The following is a 23,664-nucleotide window of genomic DNA, read 5'->3' as shown; positions in this document are numbered from 1 at the left end:
AGGAGAAAGAAATATATGAAAGAAAGATTATTACGGCAGTGGGCACGTTTTGTGGCAACACATCCCTGGTGGGTATTGGCTGTTATTTTTGTTCTTATTATCCTTTCAGTGATCTTTGCTTCTGCTCTGCGAATGGATATGCGCTGGTCAGATATGCTGCCTTCAGGCGATCCTATGGCTCAGGAGTTCGAGCGTATCATAAAAGAATTTAAGAGCACCTCAACAATACTTATTGTTATTCAAGGTGAAGAGGCGGCAATCAAAAAATTTGCTGATGAAATTGCTCCAGAAATCGAAGAATTAGAGGCGTATATTGAACGGGTTGACTATAAACTCGATAAGGAATTTTTTGGTCGGCACGGTTTTATGCTTACTGACATTGAAGATCTCAGAAATACAACTGATATGTTCAATGATTTGAATTTAGTACCTTTGCTTGATAACATTAATAATAATTTTGAAAAAGAATATGTTGGCAATGATCAGGCACTGGATACGCGGACAAAAGAAGACGAAGCAGCCCGCGCACTCGATGGCTTATACCACTGGCTTAAAACAATGGATACATTTATAAATACCCCGGTAGGTGCAAATCATGTTCTGATTGACTCAATGGTTGAGCGTTTTCTATATGGCGATCTTTATTTTATTTCCTACAATAAGAAAACTCTACTTCTTTCCTGTAAACCAACCTTTTCTTCGATCGATATTGAAAAAGACATTGCGGCAACCAGTGCCATTGAAGAGATTATCGAAAGGACACAAAAAAAATATCTCGGGATTCATGCCGGTGTCACTGGTATTATTCCAATTCAGAAATATGAAATGGAATATACGGAAAAGGCGATGTTCTTAAGTTCAATAATCGCCCTACTGCTTGTGATAATCCTCTTTATTATTAGCTTTCGGATGTGGAGTGCACCGATCCTTGCCGGTTTAAATCTTGTTATCGCAATAATTATTACTGCGGGCATTGTGGCTATTACAATTGGTCGGCTTAATATGATGACTTCGATATTCGCTGTGATACTTATTGGCCTTGGTATTGATTATGCGATTCACCTGATTTCAGTTTATAATGAGCGCCGTAATATCGATTCTGATCAGAGACAGGCAATGGAAGAAACTTTTGCCCGTTCGGGTTCCGGTATAATTACTGGTGCCCTGACTACGGCGGCGGCATTTTTTGCCCTGGCAATCTCGTCGACCCGTGGTATTAAAGAGATGGGGATTGTGCTCGGTATTGGGATCTGTAGTGCAATGATTACTTCGCTTGCCGCACTGCCTGCGATCCTGGTTGTGCGGGAACGCTGGATCTTCCGCGTTAAAAAGGAGATGGTAAAACCAAAGGTTTCTGAATTTCATTTTCTTGGTAATGTCGGTCAAAATGTTGTAAAGCATAGAGCGCTTTACATAATAGGCGGGGTGGTTATTACTGGTATTCTGTTATATCAAGCATTCAATCTAAAATTCAATTATAATATGATGAGTTTAGAGCCGGATATTCCAGTAATCCATCTTCAGGATACAATTATAAAGGCATTTGAAATGAGCCCTGATTTTGCCATGGTTACTGCTTCTTCAATTGAAGAATCCTGGAAACTGGAACAAAAAGCAAAGGCCTTGCCGGCATTAAGTATTGTTGAGGGAATCGGTGATGTCTGTCCGCCTGAATCAGTGCAGAGGTTGCGCCAGCCCTATGTTAAAGCCCTAAGAGAAAAAATTGGAAAGAATAAGAAAATAGCCCTTTTAGAAGTAAATTCACTTAAAAAATTAATTGCCCAGCTAAAGCGGCTTGATCTGAATATCTACGAGCTTGCTCAGCTGGCATATATCGGAGGTCAGGATAAGATTGATGAGAAATGTAAACTCATTATCGGAGACCCAGAACAGGAAGATGTTCAGGGTCTTATTATGGAACTGATTGAAGCAATTCAGGATAAGCCAGTACTGGCAGTGCGTCAGCTCAATAAATTTCAGAAGTATTATTATCCGGTTTTAAAAAAGAAATTATTTGATATGGCAAATCCTGAACTCATTACCCTTGATGTTCTGCCTCAGCACATAAAAGATCGGTATGTTAATGAACGTGGTGATAACTTTCTTGTAACAATCTATGCACGCAAACAGATGTGGGATTTTGCTGTGCTTGATCGGTTTACCAAACAACTGCAACTGGTCAGCCCCCGGGTAACCGGCACACCTCCAATGTTTTTACATCTTATTAATCTGATTGGGAAAGATGGATTATGGGCAACAATTTTGACGCTTATCGTTGTCTTGCTCCTCTTGTGGATTGATTTTCGCAGTCTGCGTCTTGCCCTGCTGGGGATGCTACCGCTTATCAGCGGAGGTATTGTGATGATGGGCATTATGAAATCATTTGGTATGCTTCTTGACTTTATCAATGTGATGGGAATACCAATGATCGTCGGGATTGGTATTGATGATGGTGTGCATGTCATTCATCGCTATAAATACGAAGGTTTTGATAAAACATCGGATGTGCTGCGCAGTACGGGCAAGGCAATTCTTCTGACATCTCTGACTACAATGGCCGGGTTCGGGGCGCTTTCATTTAGCAGTTATCCAGCATATCGCAGTTTGGGCACTTTACTGACCGTGGGGGTTGCAGCATGCTTTGTGATGACCGTTCTTTTCATTCCCGGCATCATCAGTCTTTTCAGGAGAAAGAACTAGTTAGGGGCAAATCTCTAATCTTCAAATTATTGAATTAATGTTTTTTTCTTGAATACAAAATTATCTTGAAAGAATTATAAAAGGTGTAGTTTTTTAGATTTACATTTAAAACATTTGACTTTTTGTTTGAATGGTATATACTGAAGAAGATGTAGGGTTCTGAAAAACATAGCCATGAAGCATATCTTATATTTTGGAATTCTGAAATTGGAGGTAATATGAGAGACTTTGCAATACAGGTTGACCCGATGAATGGTGAGAAATACATCAGGGTTCCTTTTAAAGGAAGGCTGCTGGTGGAACATCCAATTTATAATAAAGGTTCAGCATTTACTGAGCAGGAGCGTGAACAACTTGATTTACATGGGGTTTTACCGCGTCACAGTTCGACAATGGATGAACAGGTGAAAAGGGTATATGAAAATTATTCAAAGAAGACGAGTCCGATCGAAAAATTCATTTTTCTGCTTGGGTTGCTGGATCGTAATGAGACACTTTTTTATCGACTTGTCCTGGATAATGCTGAAGAAATGTTACCGATAGTATATACACCGACGGTTGGTGAGGCGGCGAAGACCTTCAGTCATATGTTCCGCCGACCACGCGGTTTGTATATTGCGGCTGATCAAATCACAATGATTGATTCGATTCTCGCCAATGCGCCTTTTTCCAATGTTAATTTAATCGTCGTCACTGACGGTGAGCGGATTTTAGGCCTGGGTGATCAGGGAGTCGGTGGTATGGCAATACCGGTCGGCAAGACGAGTTTGTATGTAGTCGGAGCAGGGTTACATCCGGCTTTGTGTCTGCCGATACTGCTTGATGTGGGAACAAACAATAAGGATTTACTTAATGATCCTCTTTATCTCGGCCTCAGACATGAACGGCTCACTGGAGATGAATATTATTCAGTGATTGAACATTTTGTGCAGAGTGTGAAAAGAGTTTTTCCTCATGCCCTTGTGCAATGGGAAGATTTTGGAAAACAGCATGCACTGCGCATTCTTAATCGCTATCGTGAACGCATATGTTCTTTTAATGATGATATTCAGGGTACCGGTGCAGTGACGCTTGCTGCTCTGCTCTCAGCTATTTACGGCAAAGGAGAGAAGTTGAAAGACCAAATTTATGTTTTCTTCGGATTCGGTCAAGCCGGTTATGGTATCGCGAACATTTTAACCCATGCAATGATTGATGAAGGGCTGACAGAAAAAGAAGCAAAAGAACGCATCTATCCATTGGGTCACAATGGGCTTGTTTTTGATGACACCAATCCTCACGAATATCAGGCGCCTTTTGCCCGCTCGCGTGCAGATACCGGCTCCTGGAAACTCCGTAATCCTGATAAGATTGATTTATATGACACGGTTCTGAACAGCAAGGCGACCGTGTTAATCGGGACATCCGGTATGCCGAACAGTTTTACCGCCGAGGTACTTGCTCAGATGGCTGAGAATACAGCTCAACCGGTGATTTTCGCCCTGTCTAATCCGAATAAAAAATGTGAGTGTACACCTGAGCAAGCCTTTACCGCCACCAATGGTTCTTGTTTAATTGCAACCGGCAGTCCTTTTGACGCTGTAGTGGTTAATGGCGAAACCAGGAAAATCACGCAGTGTAATAATATGTATATTTTCCCGGGGGTCGGGCTTGGAGCGATTGTTTCTATGACATCAAAAGTTACTGATGCGATGTTCTATGCGGCGGCTAAGGCACTGCAGGATCTTATTCCTCATTCAGCTGCAGCAAAAGGAAATCTTCTGCCTGAGATAAGTGATATCCGAAAAGTTTCTGAAGAAGTGGCATTTGCAGTTGCTAAGGAAGCACGTGATGCCGGTTTAGGAATTCATTTGGCGGATGATAAACTCCGGGAATTGATAAGCCACGCAATATGGAATCCGGAATATCTACCTTATCGCTATGAGCAGTGATCAACCTGGTAAGTTTATTGACAATAATAAAAAAACTAATATAATAAAACAAAATCAAAAAAGGGGGGTATGAGGTCTCCACGAATGTTTTTGTGGTTGTTTACAAAAACAGAGTGGAGAATAGGGGGGAGAATCCCTCCTTTATGAATCTGTTAGCGTAATGAAACGGCGTCTGCTCAAGGTATCGACCACGGCGGTCTCAGATAAGATAAAAAGATCAGAGACTGCAGGTGGTAGGGGGGTGTGAGGTCTCCACGAATGTTTTTGTGGTTGTTTACAAAAACAGAGTGGAGAATAGGGGGGAGAATCCCCCATATTGCGCCCGTAGCTCAACTGGATAGAGCGGCGGACTACGGATCCGCAGGTTAGGCGTTCAAATCGCCTCGGGCGTATATGTCGTCAAAAGACAGCAGATTGTTTGCAGCGGAAAGACCATGACTTATGAATTTTTTATGAAAGAGGCACTCAAGGAAGCAGAAAGGGCGTTTAATGAAAAGGAAGTGCCGATCGGTGCGGTTGCCGTGTTCAAAAATCAAATCATTGGCAGGGGACATAATCAGACGGAAAGGTTGCAGGATCCTACTGCCCATGCTGAGATGATAGCGATCACTGCGGCGGCGAATTCATTGAATTCCTGGAGATTGCAGGAGGTCGATATCTATGCCACGATCGAGCCGTGTATTATGTGTGCCGGTGCCCTGGTCCTGGCGCGGGTAAGACGGATAGTATTCGGCGCACGGGATGAAAAATTCGGTGGTTGTGGTTCAATTTTTAATGTTGTGCAGGAAAAGAGACTTAATCACCGGATAGAAATTGTCGAGGGGGTTCTACAGAGACAAGCCGCGGCTTTGATCAGAGAGTTTTTTCAAAAAAGACGTAAAGAACAGCTTTGAGATGTGATTTAAAACAACCAGGAGAGATGGCCGAGTGGACGAAGGCGCGCGACTCGAAATCGCGTATCCCGCAAGGGATCGGGGGTTCAAATCCCTCTCTCTCCGTAATAAAAAAAAGCGGGCACTGCCCGCTTTTTTTATAGAGTGTTTTACCTATAGACCAACCGGCAGCAGTACTCCAATTTGCACATAGATCTCCTGTGAGGTTGCAGGATCACCATCTTTTGTCCAGTTGAATTTATCAAGACCGCCTTCTAAATAGGCATTTACACCGCCGAGACCCATTTCACCGCCGAGACCCGCTTTGAGCTTAAGTACTGTATAATCTAAGGGTTCGTCCTCAAGCCCCATATCAAACCAAAGCCCCATAACCAGATACGGCTGAAATGAAGCCGGCATCGGGAATTTAATGAGCAGGTCAGAAGATACACTAGTACCAAAGTGAATTGCCTTACCGCCGTCAGGAAGCGCTACATTCAATAGGCCGGCACGCCAGTCAAGAATGGGAAGTACTGGAACACGGGCGTCGGCTTTGACTGCGAGATAGCGTGCATCCTCGGTAACATCCTGATAGGCAACACCGAGACCGAGATTTAAAGCATAGAGACCGCTGAATATGGAAACAGCTATTGCTACAGCAAAAAGCTTTTTCATTTTACCTCCTTTTCCATTGAGAAATTATATACACAATTTTTGTTTTGTCAAGATGAAAGAATGTAATATACTATACTTTTCTGTAGTAAAAGCTGAAAATCTATTTTTTCTCGGTGGTATTTATTTTCAGTTTCGCCTTTATTCTTTCAGCAAGTAACTCGCTCGCTATACCGTTTTTGAAGTCAATCAGATAGAGCCGCCATCGTTTTTTGACTTTTTTTGTAACCAACATTTTTGAACCGTCTTTTGCGATGCGTGGATTCCAGTCTGGAACACGATTGTTTGTAATCCGGGTCAACTTTTTGGTTTTCAGATTATATCGGAAAATTTCCAGGTTTCCGTTCTGATCTGATTTGAAGAAGAGATTATCGTCGATCAAAGTCGGATCGCTGTCGTCACCGGTGCTCTTATAGAGAATCTTCTCACCGCCGCCGTTTTTCTTCATACGATATATGTCTTCACTGCCGTCCCTTTTGGATGAAAAAACAATGAACTTTCCATCAGAAGAGAATTTCGGGAAACCGTCCCAGTAATTGTTTCTGGTCAACCGTTTGATACGTCCCGAACTCACGTTAATTTTATAGATTTCCCATTTATACGGCTCGTCCATATTAGAGACAAACACGATTTCCTCGCCGTCTGGTGAAAATGACGGTGAGAAATCTTTAGCGGTGTTGTCGGTGATCTTTTTGACCTTTTTGGTCTTTAACTCGTAAAGATACAATTCGTCATCACCGTCTATATTTGAAACATACACGATATAATCGCCGGTCGGTGAGAAGTCGGGGTCGGTATTCATCCCCCGCGAGGTTATTTTCTCTTTAATTTTTCCCTTTAATGTCACCAGATAGATGTTTGCGATGTCGCGTTTTGCCGCAGCAACAGCAATGATATCTCCTTGCGGCGCCAGAGAACCTTTAAATTGATTCATTCCTTTCATGGGTATCAAGCGTGCCGGGTATGGGTCTAAGTTCAGAAAGTTCGCAAGCAGTTCTTTCAATTTTACGTCATTTTTCAACGGAGACTCCATTTCGACAAGTTTAAGATAATGTAAAAATGAGCTCCTCACGGAATCGAGATTAGCGTATGCAAAGCTGAGGTTATAATGGACATCCGGATTCATGGAGTCGGCTTCCAGACTTTTTTCCAGGGTCCGCACCGCTTTTGCATAATCACCTTTTTTTATCGCTTCAATACCTTTCTGGAGGTCGCTTTTACGTGAACAGAATATCAGGGTGAAGAAACATAACAGAAAAAGCCAAAAATAATTCAGATGTTGTTTTTGATCAAGATTCTTTTTTTTCATATTTCCTCACATTTTTGAAGATCTTTATACCTTGCAGGATTGCATGGATAAAACCCGATTCATCTGCTATTCTCTTTCCGGCGATATCGAGTGCGGCGCCGAATAGAGGAGAAAGTCTGATAATCGGAATGCCGACAGTGAAATTCAAGCCTCTGTTTTTCGACTTAAGATAAATCATCGCCTGGTCATGATACATCGCCAGAAACGCATCAAAACTGCGATTGAAGAGTGAATCTGCGGGATATGGCCCAGATACATCGATCTTCAGCTTTCGCGCTTCAATCACTGCTTTTTGTATCTGTTCATCCTCACCAAGGCTGAATTCAAAGGCGTGAGGATTCAAAGAACTCACTCCGATCTTCGGTCTTTTGACTCCGAAATATTTTTTTGTACTTTGGTCGAGAAGTATTATTTTCTTCAACACATTTCTTACGGTGATTGTTTTAAATATACGGCGCATCGGGACGTGGGTGGTCAGGAGCATGATTCTTTTGTTTCGCCAGAGCCCCATCATGGCATAGTTTCTGGTTTTGAAATATCGGGCGAGATATTCAGTATGTCCGATGAAGCCCGGTATGAAATCTCTTATAACATCTTTTACGATCGGTGAAGTAATTAAGACATCAACCCCCTGATCCAGAGCGCTCTTTAACGACTCCATCGCCGCCCGGCCGGTCTTGCCAGAAGGTTTTCCGTATTGAAAAGTTATATTTCCGATACAATCGAGTATCTTATCTTTTATCAATCCGTAATTGGATCGAAGACCCAGGTCAAGCGCGGTTTTTTTTAAAATTTTTTTATTACCGAATATGAACAGATTCCCTATGTTTTTCATCATAGAGGCACTCTTCAGAATTATTTCCGGACCGATGCCCGCGGGATCGCCGATCGTAATACCGATCTTCATCATGAAGGGCTTTTTTTAAAAACCGTGATAAAGTTCGGATCTTCCGTAACCGAACAGTATTTATAATCTTTCATAATAGAGATCCGCTTCGCTTTTTTTAACATTTCCCGCTGGAATTTCCAGGACTTTTAATTTCACCAAGCCGTGAAAAGTTTCTATTTCAATAACGTCACCTTTCCGCACATTTCGGGACGGTTTACTGATCCTGCCGTTCACTTTTATCAACTCTTTGTTGCACATCATTTTCGCTTCGTTCCTTTTTTTGAAAATAAGTATTTTTTTTAAGAATAGATCTATACGCACACCATATTATAAAAAAATATCCCGAAAAGTCAACAGAAACTGATCTCTTGACAACTTTTATATACTGGATATAATGGGATATGTCCAAGGAGGTTGTTAGCGGCACCTTAGATGTTTGATGGGCTTCAGTTTAAATACTATTTTTTCATCATCGATTTTAAGAACAACATTTTCTTTAACGGCTGGTTCCAGTATAAAACTGCAAGCCGGGAGATGGGTCACTAAAGATAAAGATCGGTTACAAGGAGGTTGTTAGCAGTAATTCAGATGTTTGATGAACCGTAAGACTGAATTTTTACTGACTATCTCAGGTGATGTGCTGATACTTTCCGCAGTCTATTTTATCAGCTGGAAAGCCTCGGCTATAAACACTTCAGTGATAAGTTGGCATTCGATTATCGGTAATTTTCTTATCCTTATTTTCTGGCTTTTTCTGTTCCAGACATACGAACTCTATGTCCCCCGTTCAAAAGTGCAGATAATGAACGAATTGTTCAAGATCTTTAAGGCGATATGCGTCGGGCTTTTGATGATTTTCGGAGTGAGTTATCTTATCAATATAAACTTCGTCAAAGCCAGCGGCTTTATTCCTTCATATCTGGTGCTGATACCGTCAATCCTTGTCTGGCGGTTTTTCTGGCGGGGGATAGTCGGTGAGTTCTTCAAAACCCCACAGGAGAAGGTGCTGATTTTTCAAAATGGGGATACAATAAACGACTACAGCAACTTCAATGTTGTCAAGAAGGTGAAATTGAGTGAATTCAATCGTGCCATGCAGGAGGAGGTGCTGTCCAAACACAATATTCAGGGTATCGTCATCGAGAGTAACGGGCACAGTATGAATAGTGTTTTTAATATAATTTCAAAATTCGCCGATACAAAATATGAAATATTCATCTCTCCGAAATTATATTCACTGGTCTATAAATATTTTCTTGTGCAGAAGATTCCTGATTCACCGTTTTTGAAGATTATTTTTCATCCGTTGTCAAACTGGGATCGTTTTTTGAAACGGGTGATGGATATTACAATTGTCGCAATTTCATTGGTGCTTTTGGCACCCATTCTGCTATTGATATCACTTTTCATCAAAATAGACAGCAGTGGTCCTGTGTTTTACAAACAGAGGAGGTTGGGTTTCCGCGGTAAGGAGTTCACTCTTTATAAGTTCCGTTCGATGATCAGTGACGCTGAGAAACATACTGGTCCGGTCTGGGCGTCAAAGAATGATGAACGGATTACGCGGGTGGGAAGAATCCTGCGTCCTTTCCGACTTGACGAGTTACCCCAGCTTTTTAATGTGTTGAAGGGAGATATGAGTTTTGTCGGTCCCCGACCCGAGAGACCTGCTTTTGTTGAAGAATTAAAGAAATCGATACCGCTTTACACCCTGCGGTTGAATGTCCATCCCGGAATTACGGGTCTGGCTCAGGTGAAACATACTTATGACACTTCGATCGAAGATGTCAAGAAGAAACTGAGTTATGATCTGCAGTACATAAATAACATGTCACTGAAACTTGATTTAAAGATATTCTTAAAAACCATACTTACGGTGTTAAAGCAGGAAGGGGCCCATTAGAAAATTGTAGGATACTCCAGGATTCTGGTATTGACACCGGTGGTATTTTTTTTTATAATGGGAATATGCAGCGAAGTACATTCTTATTGTCATTTTTTATTTGTATGATTTTTTCCCAGAGTCTGCCCAACACCTGGTCACAGTCATACTGCACGTACGAGTCCGCCGTAAGTTATGTTCCCGGTGATTATGCATTCGGCTTCAGTATAAATAATTTCACTCTGTATACCCATGATCCGGATTCTATCTCTTATGACACACGTAGATTTGATCTGTTCGGCCGGGTGGGTGTCTTCAAGAATGCAGAGTTTGAGATAAAATATTCCTCACCCACCTGCGGCGTCGTTTCCCTGAAATATCAGTTCTGGAAGAATTCCATTGATGCGGCGTTCAAGTTCGGATTCGGTTATATGAAAGGTACAAGAAGAGGATTTGTGACTGATTATGTGTTTGATTTCTATCCGACTTTTATCCTGAGTAAAAAGATTACTGAAAAAATTTGCTTGTTTTATGCACCGAAGATCATCTATTCGATTCACCTGAGAGACCGTCAGGAACATTCAGAACGACCGCCGCGCTACATTTTTCAATACGGACACGGACTCGGGCTCGTCATTGGTGATAAATTTTCTATTCTACCGGAGAGTAACTGGTTGTTCAGCGACAATATGGGGATAAAATATACGGTCAATCAATTCGGGCTGGGTGTGGTCTTCAAGTTTTCTTCTTTAAATTGAATTTTTCCAGCAGGGCGTTTACTCCGCGGTCCAGGTATTTTTTTCTCAGGAAGATATTAACGGATAATTCAGAAGTGGTGATCGCTTCGATGTGAATCTTTGTTTTTGAAAGAGTGTTGAAGACTTCAGTTAATATTCTGTTCGCCGAACCAATGCCCTGACCGATCAAACTGAGAGAACAGATATCCGAAGATTCGCTGATCTGTCGAATCTTGAGCTTCTCAGCAACCTTCCTTAATATCGATTTCGCCTTCTCCTTTTCTTCAAGGGGGATTATGAAGGAAAGATCGAATTTCTTCGCCGACGAAATACCGTGAAAAAAGAATTTCAGATGAATGCCGGCTTTCGCCAGCTCGGTTACAATCTGTGAAAGATAATTGGGCCGTTTAATCACTCTCATCAAAGTGATCAAATAAAGTTCATCATTATGGGTTATCGCCTTTGGCCGGGGGTTTTCAATCCTCTTTAGATCGGTTATCAAGGTGCCGCTCTTGTTGTTGAAGCTGTTGCGTATCTCGACCGGGATTTTAAAACGGGCGGCGATGCTTGATGCCCGTGGATGGAGGACCTGGGCGCCGCGGCAGGACAACTCCAGCATCTCATTATAAGAAATTTTATTGATTTTTTTAACCCCGGGATATTTATTCGGATCCTCTGTATAGACACCGTCGACATCCGTATAGATGATACATCTTTCCGCCTTTAAAGCGGCGCTTAAAGCAAGTGCAGTAGTATCTGAACCACCGCGGCCCAGGGTCGTTATTTCTTTTTCCAGACTCACTCCCTGAAAACCGCAGACAACAGTGATCTTGTGCTCGGACAGCGCCTTTTTGAGCCGCTCCCCCCTGATCTCAAGAATCCTCGCGTCTGTGTGTTTATTATCGGTGATGATTCCCACCTGGGAGCCGGTGTATGAGACCGCCTTTAAATTTAATTTTTCCAGTGCCATGGAGAGCAGGGCGACGGATATCCTCTCGCCGGCGGTCAGGAGCATATCCAGCTCCCGGGCCTTCGGCTCGGCGGTTATTTGCCGGGACATTGCAAGAAGTTTATCTGTTGTATCGCCCATTGCAGAGACCACCACCACTACATCGTTGTTCTTGCTTATACGAAAAATCTTTTTCGCGACACTCATAATCAATGCCGGTGTCGCGAGTGAAGTCCCACCGAATTTGGTTACTATTATCGACATAGTCTATATTATACCGAACTTTTTTCTAAAATCAAGAAAGATTTGATTTCATTATGGCGGTTGACTCTCCTGATTTTATAGATATAATTTTTCAGCATGAAGATTCTTGTAACCGGAGGTTGTGGATTTATCGGCTCCCATATTGTTGATGCCTACATAGATATGGGACATAAGGTTTCAATAATCGATAATCTCTCAACCGGTGATATAAAAAATCTCAACCCTGAGGCGAAATTTTTTAAGGAAGATATCCGCAGTCAAAATATCAAAAAAATATTCGAAGAAGGAAAATTCGACGTTGTCAATCACCACGCCGCCCAGATCAATGTACGGGTTTCAGCTGAAGACCCCCTTTTTGATGCAGATGTCAATATCATAGGTTCTTTGAATTTGATGTCCGCGGCTCTTCGATACGGCGTTAAAAAGTTCATCTTTGCATCGAGCGGCGGCACGGTCTATGGTGAGCCGAAGGAGCTTCCGATCACCGAAGACTATCCGATAAGACCGAATTCACCCTATGGTATCTCCAAAGCGACATTTGAACGATATCTTACTCTTTTCTCATTACAGCATAATATAGATTACGTGATATTAAGATACAGTAATGTTTACGGACCCAGGCAGATATCAAAGAGTGAAGCCGGCGTCATTTCCATCTTCATTGAACAGATCTTGAAGAATAAAGAGTGTGTGGTCTTCGGCGACGGTGCTCAAACGCGTGATTTCGTATACGTGGCGGACGTCGTCAATGCGAACATCTCCGCCTTGACCTGTGATTCTGTTATTTTAAATATCGGCACCGGGATCGAAACGAGTGTCAATGAATTGATAGATATGCTCTCCGAGATAACCGGACAGCGGGTCGCACATCGACACGACGCACCGCGGCTTGAAGAGGTACGGAGAAATGTCATTGATCCGACAAAGGCGGAATCCTTGATTCAGTGGCGGCCAATAGTATCCCTGAAAGAGGGGATAAGAAGAACCTTTGAGTACTTCCAGAAAATATCTTAATCCAGAAGTCCTCGCTCGTCTATCTCGTCTGGAATTGAAGGCGAGGCTGGTCGTCGAGGGATTTATGAGCGGTTTGCACTCCAGTCCATACAAGGGATTTTCTCAGGAGTTCGCCGATTATCGTCAGTATATGCCCGGTGATGAACCGAAGCGTATTGATTGGAAGGTTTTTGCACGCAGTGACCGTTTCTACATCAAAGAATTTCAGGAAGAAACAAATTTGCGTGCATATATCCTTCTTGATAAAAGCGGTTCAATGGGGTACGGAAAAAAGATAGAAAAACTTGAATATGCGAAGTATCTGAGCGCCAGCCTGGCATATATGCTCTTCAGGCAGAAAGACAGTGTGGGTATTGCAACCTTTGATAAGAAACTCAAGGTAATCATTCCACCTTCTTCAAAGAGAAGTAATTTCCTGCAGATTCTCAATACCATTGACAGCGCCGCAGCGGGTGGCGAAACCTCTTTATCCAATATGCTCTTTGAACTGGCGCAAAAAATAAAACGTCGGGGAATCGTTATTCTACTCTCAGACCTCCTGGATGAACCGGAGACGGTGATCAAGGCGCTGCGTTCTTTCAGATACCGAAAGCACGAGCTCCTTGTCTTTCATATCCTCGATCCCGATGAAGCCACATTTCCTTTTAATAAATCGGCGATATTCTGCGACCTCGAGAACAAAGAAGAACTTGTAATTCAACCGGACGCCATCCGTGATTCATATCGGAAAAAATTCAATAAGATATTGAAACTCTATCATGACAGATTGCTCGCCTCATATATCGATTACGAAATCATGTACACCAATACGCTCTATGATAAAGCACTGTTCGCCTATCTTCAGAAGAGGAAAAAACTTCCATGAGTTTTCTGCAACCCTTCTTTCTTCTCGGCGTCGGTCTCACCGCCGTACCCATCATAATCCACCTCTGGTTTCATAAAAGACTGCAGAAGATTCCATTTTCCTCCTTGAAATTTCTGAAGAAGACCGAAGCGAAAAAACTGGGCTGGTTGAGATTTAGGGAAATTCTTATCCTTATCCTGCGTTGTCTGCTGATCACCTTTATATTCCTCAGTCTTGCAAAGCCTCAGGTCAGGCGGCCGGTTCCGGGAGCGCGGCGTCTTGCATCCGTGATTCTTCTGCTTGACAACTCCTATAGTATGGATTACGGAGAAAACTTCACACTGGCGAAAGAAGCGGCGGCTGAGATACTCTCCCTGTACTCAGCCGGTTCGGAATTTATCGTCCTGCCCCTCTGCGACAAAACCGACTTCCATGACACCGATGCACCGATTTCATGGGTGGATAAGAGATCCGCCCTGCAGATTATTGAAGAGATAACACTTTCCAATAAAACGGGCAGGCTTTCTGCACTGTTGACAGGGTTGACCCCGTCAGAAAAAGCAAAGCATCATCTCGAGTACATCTACATCGGTGACGGTCAGGAGGTCACCTTCAGAGGATTTTCCGAAGATATTACCGCCGACACAGTGGATTTCTACTGGTTGAAAATCCCCTGCGGCGGGAATGTCTCCATAGAGAGCGTGGCTGTAAAGGACCCGATTTCCATACCTGAAGAAAATTACAGCCTCTATGTGAAATTAATGAACCATTCAAGTAGGTTCTGGCAGGGAAAGGTCGTACTCCAGGCAGGCGGTTATCATTATGAAAAAGAAGCCGAGATTCAGGCGCAGAGTGATTTAAAGGTGGAATTTCTCCTGCCGGTCTCTGTAACACACGGCAAATTCACTATTTATGATGACAGCCTCCTGAAAGACAACAGCTATTTCTTTTCAAAATCACTTCCCGAAAGAATAAAGATTTTGATTGTGGGTGATGATAAATTTCTGCATACCGCCCTGCAGCCGGCGGACAAACTCAATCCGCTCTTCGTCGTCAAAACAGCCAGCACGTTGAAAGGCGTTGATTTACGGAGATTCACCGTTGTAATATTGAACGGGGTTCCCGATATTTCAAAGAGTGACATCTATCGGTTACATAATTTCATCGCGCAGAGGCGGCACGGGTTTATCTTTTTCCCCGGTGCGGAAATCGGTGAGAACCTAAAGACATTCCTCAGCCAGTACTGCACCCCCGGGGAGACGGTCGCGGCTCAGGGGTATGTAACCATTGATTGGATAGACTATAATCATCCAATCTTTAAGGTTTTTGATAAAAATGTCGGTTTGAAGAACATAAAGATATATCGCTTTCACAAATTCTCGACCGACAAAAAAGTTATTGCAAAACTCACCGGTGAATATCCTTTTATCATAGTCGACGGTAATGTCGCGGTTCTCGCCTTACGATTCGAACCCCAGACCACGAACATCGTATACAAAGCCGCTTTTGTTCCTTTACTCTTCAGATTGATAATCAATGTCTGTAATGCCTCGCCGGATAAAGAGTTCTATGTAGGGGATACTGTTCCGGAGACCAGCGGACTAAAGGCACCCACCGGTGAATATTTGAAAACAGGGGATAAGTTTTTACTGCCTGGTTTTTATACCACGCCCTCCCAGACACTCGGCGTCAATGTGGGGCCGGAAGAGGGAAATTTGAAGGTGCTCGGTAAGAATACCGCCGAAGTTCTGAATGTCCATATTCTTGATATGGAGAAAGATCTGAAAACACGCAGCCTGAGCCGTCTTTTCCTCTTTCTGGCGCTTTTCTGCCTGATCGCTGAGCTCCTCCTTCTGTTAGCTTGATCCCGGGTGTACTTCCAAAATTACTGATTCCTCTCCACTTTTTTTGTTTTTATTTAAAGATCCTTCTTTCTCTATCATTCCTTCGTTACACTCAGGACAACGTCTGAGTTTACCTTCTTTCTCTGTCATTCTGAGTGAAACGAAGAATCTTTATCAGTCATTAGTCATTGGGATTCTTCAGTCGTCTGCTTGGGGCAGACTCCTTCAGAATGACAAAAGAGCGGGCGGAGGGATGATAAAAAAGTGGAGAGGAGTCAGCCAAAATTATAGTTGACTTTTTCTTTAATTTTAATACAATATTAGTTATGGTCTCGAGCATTGAAGAGGGTATTAAGGAGATAAAGAAGGGAAAGCCGGTGATTGTCGTCGATGATGAAAATCGGGAGAATGAAGGCGATTTTATCGCCGCTGCGGAGAAGGTAACGCCGAAATTGATAAATTTTATGGCAAAGTACGGACGCGGCTTGATCTGTGTTCCGATGAAGCAGGAGCGACTTGAGGAGTTGGAGATTCCCATTATGGTCGAGGAGAATACGGCTCTGCACGGAACACCGTTTACAGTCAGTGTTGATGTAAAGAAGGGGACGACCACCGGAATTTCCGCTTTTGATCGGGCGCGGACAGTAAAGGCCCTGATCGACAAAAAGACAAAACCCTCTGACTTTGCCCGACCCGGCCATATCTTTCCGCTGCGTGCCGTGGACGGCGGTGTTCTGCGCCGTGCAGGCCATACTGAAGCGAGTGTGGATCTTGCCCGGCTTGCCGGTTTTTATCCCGCCGGTGTGCTGTGTGAAATTCTGAGTTCTGACGGAACAATGGCGCGGCTGCCTGAGCTGAAGAAGATCGCCCGGCGGTTTCATTTAAAGATTATAACCATTAAAGACTTGATTGAATACCGCCGACAAAAAGAGAAACTGGTGGAGCGTGTTCTGGAAACGAGATTGCCGACAAAGTATGCGGAATTCAGGTTGATTATGTTTGAGGATACAGTAACCAGGGATCATCATATCGCCCTGGTACTCGGTAATGTTAAGGGAGGAAAGAATATTCTGGTGAGGGTTCATTCTCAGTGCCTTACCGGTGATGTATTCCATTCCTTGAGGTGTGATTGTGGTGATCAGATGGATGCAGCCCTGCGGCTTATCGCCAAAGAGAAAAAAGGGGTTTTTCTTTATATGAGGCAGGAAGGAAGAGGAATCGGGCTGGTGAACAAACTGAAGGCGTATAAATTACAGGATAAAGGGCTTGATACTGTTGAAGCAAATCTTGCCCTGGGATTTGATGCGGATTTGAGGGATTATGGTATCGGTGCTCAAATCCTCTGTGATCTGGGATTATCCTCGGTGAGGCTTTTAACCAATAATCCCAAAAAAATCATCGGTCTGGAAGGATACGGTTTGAAAGTGACCAAACAGATTCCTATTTATGTGGTTCATAAAGGAAATGTGAGGTATTTAAGGACAAAGAGGGAAAAGCTTGGTCATTTGATTCCTGATTCAGCCTTTTTAAGAGTTGAAAATTCCAGGAAAAGAACAGAAAAAAAGAAGAGGAAGAAAGGAAAGAAGCGAAGAAAATAATGAGGAGGCATAGAATGGAGGAAATCAAGGGACATCTTTCAGGCAAGGGCAGAAAGTTCGCGATAGTGATTTCACGTTTTAATGAGTTTATCTCCAAGAGATTACTCGAAGGAGCATATGATTGTCTGCGTCGACACGGTGTCAGGGAAGAAGATGTGACGGTTTACTGGACTCCGGGAAGTTTTGAGATACCGGGTGTCGCACTTCGCGTCAGGAAATTGAAATATGACTGCGTTCTCTGTCTCGGAGCGGTCATCAGAGGAGATACACCTCATTTTGATTATATCGCAAATGAGGTGACAAAGGGTATTGCCGCATTAAACCTTGAAGACGGCACTCCCCTGGTTTATGGTATTATTACGGCTGATACTGTTGATCAGGCGGTTGATCGGGCGGGTACCAAGCTCGGAAATAAAGGTTGGGATGCGGCGATGACCGGCCTGGAGCTTGCAGACCTTTACGCGAAGATAAAACCTGTTGGAAAACGTTGATGGATTTGTTCCCTGCCGTGGAATGAAATTTTCTGACGGGACAGCTTAAATGGGTCGGAGATTATCGCGTGAACTTGCGTTGAAGATCCTTTATCGTTATGAAGAAGGAGACAGGGAATTGTCGAAGGTACTGGATTCTGTATTGGAGGCGAAACAATATGCCGAGGAAGATAAGAAATTTTCCAGGGAATTGGTGGAGATGACGATAGATAATTTAAAGACAATCGACGAGCAGATCATTAATGTTCTGGAAAACTGGCCCTTTGATCGGGTTTCAGTCATCGATAAAATTATTCTACGGCTCGGTACTTGTGAGATCTTATATTTTAAAGATATCCCGCCTCAGGTTTCAATCAATGAGGCGATTGAAATCGCAAAGAAATACGGAGGAGGAGATTCCGGTAAGTTCGTCAATGGGGTCCTTGATGCCGTAAAAAAGAATTATGAAAGCAGCGATAATCAGTGATATCCATTCAAATTTAGAAGCCTTACAGGCAGTTGTTAAGGACATAAAGAAGAGGAGAATAAAAAATATCTTCTGCCTCGGCGATCTGGTTGGTTATGGAGCGAATCCCAATGAGTGTATAGAGCTATGTCTTAAAGAAGCGAAGATTACCATAGCGGGAAATCACGACTGGGCGGCGATCGATAAGACCGATGTAACACTGTTTAATCCTGTTGCAGCCGAAGCCATAAGATGGACCCAGGAGCACACGAGCAGCAATAATCTCGCCAGATTGAGAAAACTGAAACTTATGGAAACGACCGCCAATCTCTTCTTGGTCCATGCTTCACCTGGCGATCCTTCAAAATGGAATTATCTCTTTTCCTTGGAAAACTTCAAAAAGCAGTTCCGGTATTACAAGACTCAGATATGTTTTATAGGCCATTCACATATCCCCGGTGCAGTATTCCAGGATGCCAACGGTTATACTGATTTTTTACGGGACAACCCTTTTCCTCTGCTTGAAAACAGGAGATATATCGTGAATGTGGGTAGTGTGGGGCAACCGAGAGACCTCGATCCGAGAGCGAGTTATGCCATTTACGACGGCAATAAAAAGACGATCGAAATCGTACGCCTGGATTACAATATTCCGCTTGCCCAGCAAAAGGTCATTGATGCGGGATTGCCTGAATCCCTTGCTGATAGATTACTTGTGGGACGGTGAGGAGATTATATTGTTTTATTCTGTTTTTTATGGTAGTTACCCGATAAACTTTAAGGAATGGTTTAATGTCTAAATTTTGGAGCAAGATATATTTCTGTTAAGGAGATAAAATGAAGAGAAAAGGTCCGGTTACCAGGCTAAAAGAAGAACTCAAAGAAAAGATGGATGAGGTGAAAGAACTCAATGATAAATATCTTCGTGCGGTGGCGGAACTGGATAACTATCGTAAGCTTATGCAGAAGGAGATGGCTAATTACAGAAGGTCATGTAAGGTTGAGTTCATAAGAAAACTTATTCCGGTGCTCGACAGTTTTGACAGGGCGTTGAGCAGTGCCGAGGTATCGGAAAATTTTGATAATTTTTATAAAGGAATGGAGATTATCCAGCGGCAGTTAAAGGAATCACTGAAGTCAATGGGACTTATTGAGTTTTCAGGACTCGGTGAAGTCTTTGACCCGAGCCGACATGAAGCGGTTGCGACGATCGCCACGGATGAACATCCAGAGGATATGGTTGTGGAGGAAGTCAGCAAGGGATATATTGTGGATGACCAGATTGTAAAACCCGCGAAGGTTTTTGTCTCCAAACAGAAGAAAGGAGGTCAAGAAGATGCCGAAAATAATAGGGATTGATTTAGGAACAACAAATTCATGTGTCGCAGTCATGGAAGGCGGTCAACCTATTGTCATTCCAAACCCGGAAGGCGGCAGAACCACGCCGTCGGTGGTGGCTTTCACAAAGACGGGTGAGAGATTGGTCGGTCCTCTGGCAAAGCGTCAGGCGATAACCAATCCCGAAAATACGATATATTCGATAAAACGTTTTATGGGCAGACGGTTTAAAGAAGTGGAAAATGAGGTCGCCCGTTTCCCTTTTAAGATTGTCGAACATGATAACGGTGACGCCTGGGTGGAAGTGCAGGGAAAACGCTATTCTCCACCGGAAATTTCAGCGATGATCTTGCAGTATCTTAAGCAGGCGGCAGAGCAGTATCTTGGAGAAAAGGTGACCAAGGCGGTTATTACGGTACCGGCGTATTTTAATGATTCCCAGCGTCAGGCGACAAAGGATGCAGGAAGGATCGCCGGACTTGAGGTGTTGCGTATCATCAATGAGCCGACGGCTTCTTCCTTGGCATACGGCCTTGAAAAGAAGAAGAATGAAAAGATCGCAGTCTATGACTTCGGTGGTGGAACATTTGATATTTCAATTCTTGAAATAGGTGAAGGTGTTTTTGAAGTCAAGTCGACAAACGGTGATACTCACCTGGGCGGTGATGATCTTGATGAACGGATAATGAATTACATCGCTGATGAGTTTATGAAGGAACACGAGATCGATTTACGCAAGGATCTTACCGCACTGCAGAGGATGAAAGAGGCGGCGGAGAAGGCGAAGTGCGAGCTTTCGTCAGTGATGGAGACGACGATAAGTTTACCTTTTATCGCATCAGGTAAGGATAAGACACCACTTCATTTAGAGATGAAAATCACGCGTGCAAAACTCGAGTCCCTGGTTGAGGATTTGATACAACGTTCAATGCCGCCGTGCAAACAAGCGCTCGCTGATGCGAAGCTCACTCCCGCAGACATCAATGAAGTCGTTCTCGTGGGAGGTCAGACAAGGATGCCCAAGGTTCAGCAGCTGGTGACGGAGTTGTTCGGGAAAGAACCCCATAAAGGGATTAATCCGGATGAGGTCGTTGCCGTAGGAGCTGCGATACAGGGTGCGGTTCTGAGCGGTGAGAAAAAAGATATTCTTCTCCTCGACGTGACACCGTTGACTCTCGGTATCGAGACATTGGGTGGTGTCATGACCCAGATCATTCCACGGAATACCACGATACCGACGAAGAAATCACAGATCTTCAGCACCGCCGAGGATAATCAGACCGCAGTGACGATCCACGTGCTTCAGGGTGAAAGAACAATGGCGAGTCAGAACCGAACACTCGGTAAGTTCGACCTTTACGGTATCCCACCGGCGCCGCGCGGCATACCGCAGATCGAAGTCACATTTGATATCGACGCCGACGGTATTCTTCACGTTTCGGCAAAAGACATGGGAACCGGCAAAGAACAGAAGATCCGTATTACGGCTTCAAGCGGTTTGACAAAAGAAGAAGTGGATCGAATGGTGCGGGAAGCTGAAGAACATGCAGCCGAAGACAAGAAGCAAAAGGAATTGATCGATATCAGAAACCAGGCGGATGCAGTTATATATTCGGTGGAAAAGACCCTTAAAGACTACGGTGAAAAGATTTCTTTTGAAGACAGAAGCGAAATCAATAAAAAACTCGATGAACTGAAGAGTAAAAAAGACAGCAATAACGTTGCGGCGATCAAACAGGCGATGGATGACCTGCAGCAGTCTGTATATAAATTGTCTGAAGCGGTTTATCGGGAGGCTGCCCAGGCACAACAGCAACAGCATCAGGCGCCGGGTCCGGAACAACCTCAGGAACCGCCGAAACAAGAGCCGCGGCAGGCTTCAGAAGGAGACGGCGGAGCTGATTATCGGGTCGTTGATGAGGAGGAGGAAAACAAATAAATCTGAAAAGAGATAGACAACGGCCGAAGATAATTTTTATGTAGAACAGAGGTTGATAAAGATGAAATTATGAAGAAAGATTATTATGAAATACTGGGGGTTTCCAGAAACGCCTCTGCCGAGGAGATAAAGAAGGCTTATCGTCAGAAGGCGAAACAGTATCATCCCGATATGAACCCCGGTAATAAAGCGGAGGCGGAAGAGAAATTCAAGGAGGTTTCAGAGGCTTATGAAGTTCTGATGGATCCCCAGAAAAGGCAGCTCTATGACCAGTACGGCCATGAAGGGGTTTCACAGACTTTCCGGGGTAGAGGATTCTCCTGGGATGATTTCACTCATTTTGATGACCTGCAGGATATTCTCGGTAATCTGTTCGGCGGTTCGATCTTCGAAGAGTTCTTCGGCGGCGGCAGGAGGGCGGACCGGTACCGACCGAGAAAGGGCGGTGACATCCACGTTATTCTCCGGGTGACCCTGGAGGATATCGTCAACAGAACAAAAAAGAAATTCAAGATCGATCGTTATGAGGCGTGTCCGGTATGCCGCGGTCAGGGAGGTACTGATTTGGTGGACTGTCCCCAGTGTGGAGGCCGGGGTCAGGTGAGGACCCAGACGCGCAGTTTCTTCGGTACGTTCACGAGCGTTTCAACCTGCCCGAGATGCCATGGTCAGGGAAAGATCATAAAGAACCCGTGTACCAAATGCCGGGGTTCAGGAAGGCTCAAAAAAACACGCACCATCGAGATAAAAATTCCCCAGGGAATAGCAAACGGTCAATATATTGTACTGCGTGGTGAAGGACATTATGGTCTGGGTGGTAAGGGTAATATCATCGTGGAGTTTGAAGAAAAACCCCATCAGTTTTTTGAGAGAAGAGGTTATGACCTGTACTTAAGAATGCTCACGCCGTATTCCACTTTGGCGAACGGAGGATCTATCGACATCCCGAGTCTCAACGGCAAGAAAGAACGGGTTAAAGTACCCAGGGGCAGCAGTGCTCCTGAGATCATTCGTATAAAAGGAAAAGGTATGCCCCGACCGGATGGTGGTCATGGTGATTTATATGTGGAACTTGATTTGAAACCGTTGAAGAGTCGCGATAAAAATTTACATAAGATACTCGAAGAACTCAGTCAGTACGAAGGGGAATCGGTTCCGCGAAAGAGGACTCAATAGTTTCCCCTGAATATCTGTCCGATTTATGAAGGAAGAAACGGCAGATTGGATTCATAATTTATTTTTTTCTCCGCCGGAGAAGATCTCATCCCGACAGATAATTCTGAGCGGGGATACAGTACATCACCTCAAGAATGTTTTACGGAAAAAGATCGGCGATGTTGTTTTTGTAACCGACGGTCAGGGGAATAGATATAAAGCAGAGATTGTGGATATTGAACGTTCGAAGATAATCACTGAAATTCTGGAGACGAAATATATGCCGCAGAAAGGAAGTTTGAATCTGGGACTTGCTTTTGTTCCTTTAAAAGGGACAAGAAATGAATTTATTATTGAAAAAGGTACAGAACTCGGCGTGAGAATCTTTTTTCCGTTTATCTCCAGATTTTCTGTTGTACGTCGGCTGAGCCAGAAAAAGATCGAGCGTTTTGAGAAGATTGCAAGGGGTGCAATGCTTCAATCACGACAATATCATTTACCACATATCGTTCCCTGTGGTGGACTGGACGGATTGATAGAAAAGTTCCAGGATTTTGCGTATGTGTGTGTGGCTGATATGTCGGGTGGCGATGAGATCCCGCTTTTTTTAAAGTCGCTTCTTTATATTGTCGGACCTGAGGGAGGATTCACTCCGGACGAAATCACTCAATTCCGGAATGGGGGTGTTGGTTTATTGAATCTCGGTGAGAACAGACTTCGCAGTGAAACCGCGGCTATTGCAGGTATCTGCAAAATCCTCGCCGCTTACAGACAGATTTGACGGTTATTTC

General features: G+C 43.7%; 21 protein-coding genes and 2 tRNA genes. 18 read left to right on the top strand and 5 right to left on the bottom strand.

Going from position 1 to position 23,664, the window contains the following annotated elements:
* Positions 1-15: 15 nt before the first annotated feature.
* The 5 genes from ENI34_02005 (at position 16) to ENI34_01985 (ending at position 5,629) form a co-directional block, all read left to right on the top strand.
* Positions 16-2,700 carry a multidrug RND transporter gene (locus tag ENI34_02005; GenBank protein HEC77900.1) on the top strand — a complete coding sequence of 895 codons (2,685 nt, stop codon included), beginning with the start codon at positions 16-18 and terminating at the stop codon, positions 2,698-2,700.
* A gap of 218 nt (positions 2,701-2,918) precedes the next feature.
* Positions 2,919-4,631: an NAD-dependent malic enzyme gene (locus tag ENI34_02000; GenBank protein ID HEC77899.1), complete on the top strand. Its 1,713-nt coding sequence runs from the start codon at positions 2,919-2,921 to the stop codon at positions 4,629-4,631.
* Between the two features lie 318 nt (positions 4,632-4,949).
* A tRNA-Arg gene (locus ENI34_01995) sits at positions 4,950-5,023 on the top strand.
* Positions 5,024-5,065: 42 nt separating this feature from the next.
* The gene (gene tadA / locus ENI34_01990) at positions 5,066-5,524 is read left to right on the top strand and encodes a tRNA adenosine(34) deaminase TadA (GenBank protein ID HEC77898.1); all 459 of its coding nucleotides are present in this window, start codon (positions 5,066-5,068) and stop codon (positions 5,522-5,524) included.
* Positions 5,525-5,544: 20 nt separating this feature from the next.
* Positions 5,545-5,629 (top strand) — tRNA-Ser (locus tag ENI34_01985).
* A 48-nt stretch (positions 5,630-5,677) separates the two neighbouring features.
* Here ENI34_01985 and ENI34_01980 read toward each other — a convergent pair.
* The 4 genes from ENI34_01980 to ENI34_01965 form a co-directional block, all read right to left on the bottom strand.
* Positions 5,678-6,178, bottom strand: a complete 501-nt coding sequence (locus ENI34_01980; GenBank protein HEC77897.1) for a hypothetical protein — start codon at positions 6,176-6,178, stop codon at positions 5,678-5,680.
* Positions 6,179-6,278: 100 nt separating this feature from the next.
* On the bottom strand, positions 6,279-7,484 hold the full coding sequence (locus ENI34_01975; GenBank protein ID HEC77896.1) for a DUF5050 domain-containing protein: 1,206 nt from the start codon (positions 7,482-7,484) through the stop codon (positions 6,279-6,281).
* Positions 7,465-8,394, bottom strand: coding sequence for a hypothetical protein (locus ENI34_01970; protein ID HEC77895.1), 930 nt, complete (start codon positions 8,392-8,394; stop codon positions 7,465-7,467). The genes ENI34_01975 and ENI34_01970 overlap by 20 nt, the downstream gene beginning before the upstream one ends.
* Positions 8,395-8,451: 57 nt before the next feature.
* Positions 8,452-8,694: a hypothetical protein gene (locus ENI34_01965; GenBank protein HEC77894.1), complete on the bottom strand. Its 243-nt coding sequence runs from the start codon at positions 8,692-8,694 to the stop codon at positions 8,452-8,454.
* A gap of 274 nt (positions 8,695-8,968) precedes the next feature.
* On the opposite strand from ENI34_01965, the gene ENI34_01960 reads away from it, so the two are divergent.
* Together ENI34_01960 and ENI34_01955 are read left to right on the top strand one after the other, a co-directional pair.
* Positions 8,969-10,276, top strand: a complete 1,308-nt coding sequence (locus ENI34_01960; protein HEC77893.1) for a sugar transferase — start codon at positions 8,969-8,971, stop codon at positions 10,274-10,276.
* A 104-nt stretch (positions 10,277-10,380) separates the two neighbouring features.
* Positions 10,381-11,013 (top strand): hypothetical protein, encoded by a 633-nt coding sequence (locus ENI34_01955; protein ID HEC77892.1) that lies wholly within the window; start codon positions 10,381-10,383, stop codon positions 11,011-11,013.
* On the opposite strand, the gene ENI34_01950 is transcribed toward ENI34_01955, so the two are convergent.
* Positions 10,991-12,205: an aspartate kinase gene (locus ENI34_01950; GenBank protein ID HEC77891.1), complete on the bottom strand. Its 1,215-nt coding sequence runs from the start codon at positions 12,203-12,205 to the stop codon at positions 10,991-10,993. The genes ENI34_01955 and ENI34_01950 overlap by 23 nt on opposite strands.
* 96 nt (positions 12,206-12,301) lie before the next feature.
* Here ENI34_01950 and ENI34_01945 point away from each other — a divergent pair, with 96 nt between their 5' ends.
* The 11 genes from ENI34_01945 (at position 12,302) to ENI34_01895 (ending at position 23,654) form a co-directional block, all read left to right on the top strand.
* Positions 12,302-13,219 (top strand): NAD-dependent epimerase/dehydratase family protein, encoded by a 918-nt coding sequence (locus ENI34_01945; GenBank protein HEC77890.1) that lies wholly within the window; start codon positions 12,302-12,304, stop codon positions 13,217-13,219.
* A 64-nt stretch (positions 13,220-13,283) separates the two neighbouring features.
* A complete protein-coding gene (locus ENI34_01940) occupies positions 13,284-14,084 on the top strand; it encodes a DUF58 domain-containing protein (GenBank protein ID HEC77889.1) in 801 nt (266 codons plus the stop codon).
* Entirely contained in the window at positions 14,081-15,928 is a 1,848-nt protein-coding gene (locus tag ENI34_01935; protein ID HEC77888.1) for a hypothetical protein, read from the top strand. Before ENI34_01940 ends, ENI34_01935 begins: the two co-directional genes overlap by 4 nt.
* A gap of 305 nt (positions 15,929-16,233) precedes the next feature.
* A complete protein-coding gene (locus ENI34_01930; GenBank protein ID HEC77887.1) occupies positions 16,234-17,505 on the top strand; it encodes a bifunctional 3,4-dihydroxy-2-butanone-4-phosphate synthase/GTP cyclohydrolase II in 1,272 nt (423 codons plus the stop codon).
* A 14-nt stretch (positions 17,506-17,519) separates the two neighbouring features.
* The gene (locus ENI34_01925; GenBank protein HEC77886.1) at positions 17,520-17,996 is read left to right on the top strand and encodes a 6,7-dimethyl-8-ribityllumazine synthase; all 477 of its coding nucleotides are present in this window, start codon (positions 17,520-17,522) and stop codon (positions 17,994-17,996) included.
* Positions 17,997-18,045: 49 nt separating this feature from the next.
* Entirely contained in the window at positions 18,046-18,462 is a 417-nt protein-coding gene (nusB, locus tag ENI34_01920; protein HEC77885.1) for a transcription antitermination factor NusB, read from the top strand.
* Complete coding sequence (locus tag ENI34_01915; GenBank protein HEC77884.1) at positions 18,440-19,168, top strand: metallophosphoesterase; 729 nt, start codon at positions 18,440-18,442, stop codon at positions 19,166-19,168. The genes nusB and ENI34_01915 overlap by 23 nt, the downstream gene beginning before the upstream one ends.
* 110 nt (positions 19,169-19,278) lie before the next feature.
* Complete coding sequence (locus tag ENI34_01910) at positions 19,279-19,800, top strand: nucleotide exchange factor GrpE (protein ID HEC77883.1); 522 nt, start codon at positions 19,279-19,281, stop codon at positions 19,798-19,800.
* Complete coding sequence (dnaK, locus tag ENI34_01905) at positions 19,778-21,718, top strand: molecular chaperone DnaK (GenBank protein ID HEC77882.1); 1,941 nt, start codon at positions 19,778-19,780, stop codon at positions 21,716-21,718. Before ENI34_01910 ends, dnaK begins: the two co-directional genes overlap by 23 nt.
* 69 nt (positions 21,719-21,787) lie before the next feature.
* Positions 21,788-22,894 (top strand): molecular chaperone DnaJ, encoded by a 1,107-nt coding sequence (dnaJ, locus tag ENI34_01900; GenBank protein ID HEC77881.1) that lies wholly within the window; start codon positions 21,788-21,790, stop codon positions 22,892-22,894.
* 25 nt (positions 22,895-22,919) lie between these two features.
* Positions 22,920-23,654 (top strand): 16S rRNA (uracil(1498)-N(3))-methyltransferase, encoded by a 735-nt coding sequence (locus ENI34_01895; GenBank protein ID HEC77880.1) that lies wholly within the window; start codon positions 22,920-22,922, stop codon positions 23,652-23,654.
* Positions 23,655-23,664 lie beyond the last annotated feature (10 nt).

The organism is candidate division WOR-3 bacterium, from assembly GCA_011052815.1.
Taxonomy (GTDB): Bacteria; Hydrothermota; Tepidihabitantia; order SM23-42; family SM23-42; genus DRIG01.
This window is presented reverse-complemented; position numbering and strand designations above follow the sequence as displayed.

Bases quoted from the DNA above. Each gene is read 5' to 3' on its own strand.
- dnaJ (HEC77881.1), top strand. From the start codon at position 21,788: ATGAAGAAAGATTATTATGAAATACTGGGGGTTTCCAGAAACGCCTCT.
- ENI34_01970 (HEC77895.1), bottom strand. From the start codon at position 8,394: ATGATGAAGATCGGTATTACGATCGGCGATCCCGCGGGCATCGGTCCG.
- ENI34_02005 (HEC77900.1), top strand. From the start codon at position 16: ATGAAAGAAAGATTATTACGGCAGTGGGCACGTTTTGTGGCAACACAT.
- ENI34_01915 (HEC77884.1), top strand. From the start codon at position 18,440: ATGAAAGCAGCGATAATCAGTGATATCCATTCAAATTTAGAAGCCTTA.
- ENI34_01895 (HEC77880.1), top strand. From the start codon at position 22,920: ATGAAGGAAGAAACGGCAGATTGGATTCATAATTTATTTTTTTCTCCG.
- ENI34_01960 (HEC77893.1), top strand. From the start codon at position 8,969: ATGAACCGTAAGACTGAATTTTTACTGACTATCTCAGGTGATGTGCTG.
- ENI34_01930 (HEC77887.1), top strand. From the start codon at position 16,234: ATGGTCTCGAGCATTGAAGAGGGTATTAAGGAGATAAAGAAGGGAAAG.
- ENI34_01945 (HEC77890.1), top strand. From the start codon at position 12,302: ATGAAGATTCTTGTAACCGGAGGTTGTGGATTTATCGGCTCCCATATT.
- nusB (HEC77885.1), top strand. From the start codon at position 18,046: ATGGGTCGGAGATTATCGCGTGAACTTGCGTTGAAGATCCTTTATCGT.
- dnaK (HEC77882.1), top strand. From the start codon at position 19,778: ATGCCGAAAATAATAGGGATTGATTTAGGAACAACAAATTCATGTGTC.
- ENI34_01925 (HEC77886.1), top strand. From the start codon at position 17,520: ATGGAGGAAATCAAGGGACATCTTTCAGGCAAGGGCAGAAAGTTCGCG.
- ENI34_01910 (HEC77883.1), top strand. From the start codon at position 19,279: ATGAAGAGAAAAGGTCCGGTTACCAGGCTAAAAGAAGAACTCAAAGAA.
- ENI34_01940 (HEC77889.1), top strand. From the start codon at position 13,284: ATGAGCGGTTTGCACTCCAGTCCATACAAGGGATTTTCTCAGGAGTTC.
- tadA (HEC77898.1), top strand. From the start codon at position 5,066: ATGACTTATGAATTTTTTATGAAAGAGGCACTCAAGGAAGCAGAAAGG.
- ENI34_01980 (HEC77897.1), bottom strand. From the start codon at position 6,178: ATGAAAAAGCTTTTTGCTGTAGCAATAGCTGTTTCCATATTCAGCGGT.
- ENI34_01935 (HEC77888.1), top strand. From the start codon at position 14,081: ATGAGTTTTCTGCAACCCTTCTTTCTTCTCGGCGTCGGTCTCACCGCC.
- ENI34_01955 (HEC77892.1), top strand. From the start codon at position 10,381: ATGATTTTTTCCCAGAGTCTGCCCAACACCTGGTCACAGTCATACTGC.
- ENI34_02000 (HEC77899.1), top strand. From the start codon at position 2,919: ATGAGAGACTTTGCAATACAGGTTGACCCGATGAATGGTGAGAAATAC.
- ENI34_01975 (HEC77896.1), bottom strand. From the start codon at position 7,484: ATGAAAAAAAAGAATCTTGATCAAAAACAACATCTGAATTATTTTTGG.
- ENI34_01950 (HEC77891.1), bottom strand. From the start codon at position 12,205: ATGTCGATAATAGTAACCAAATTCGGTGGGACTTCACTCGCGACACCG.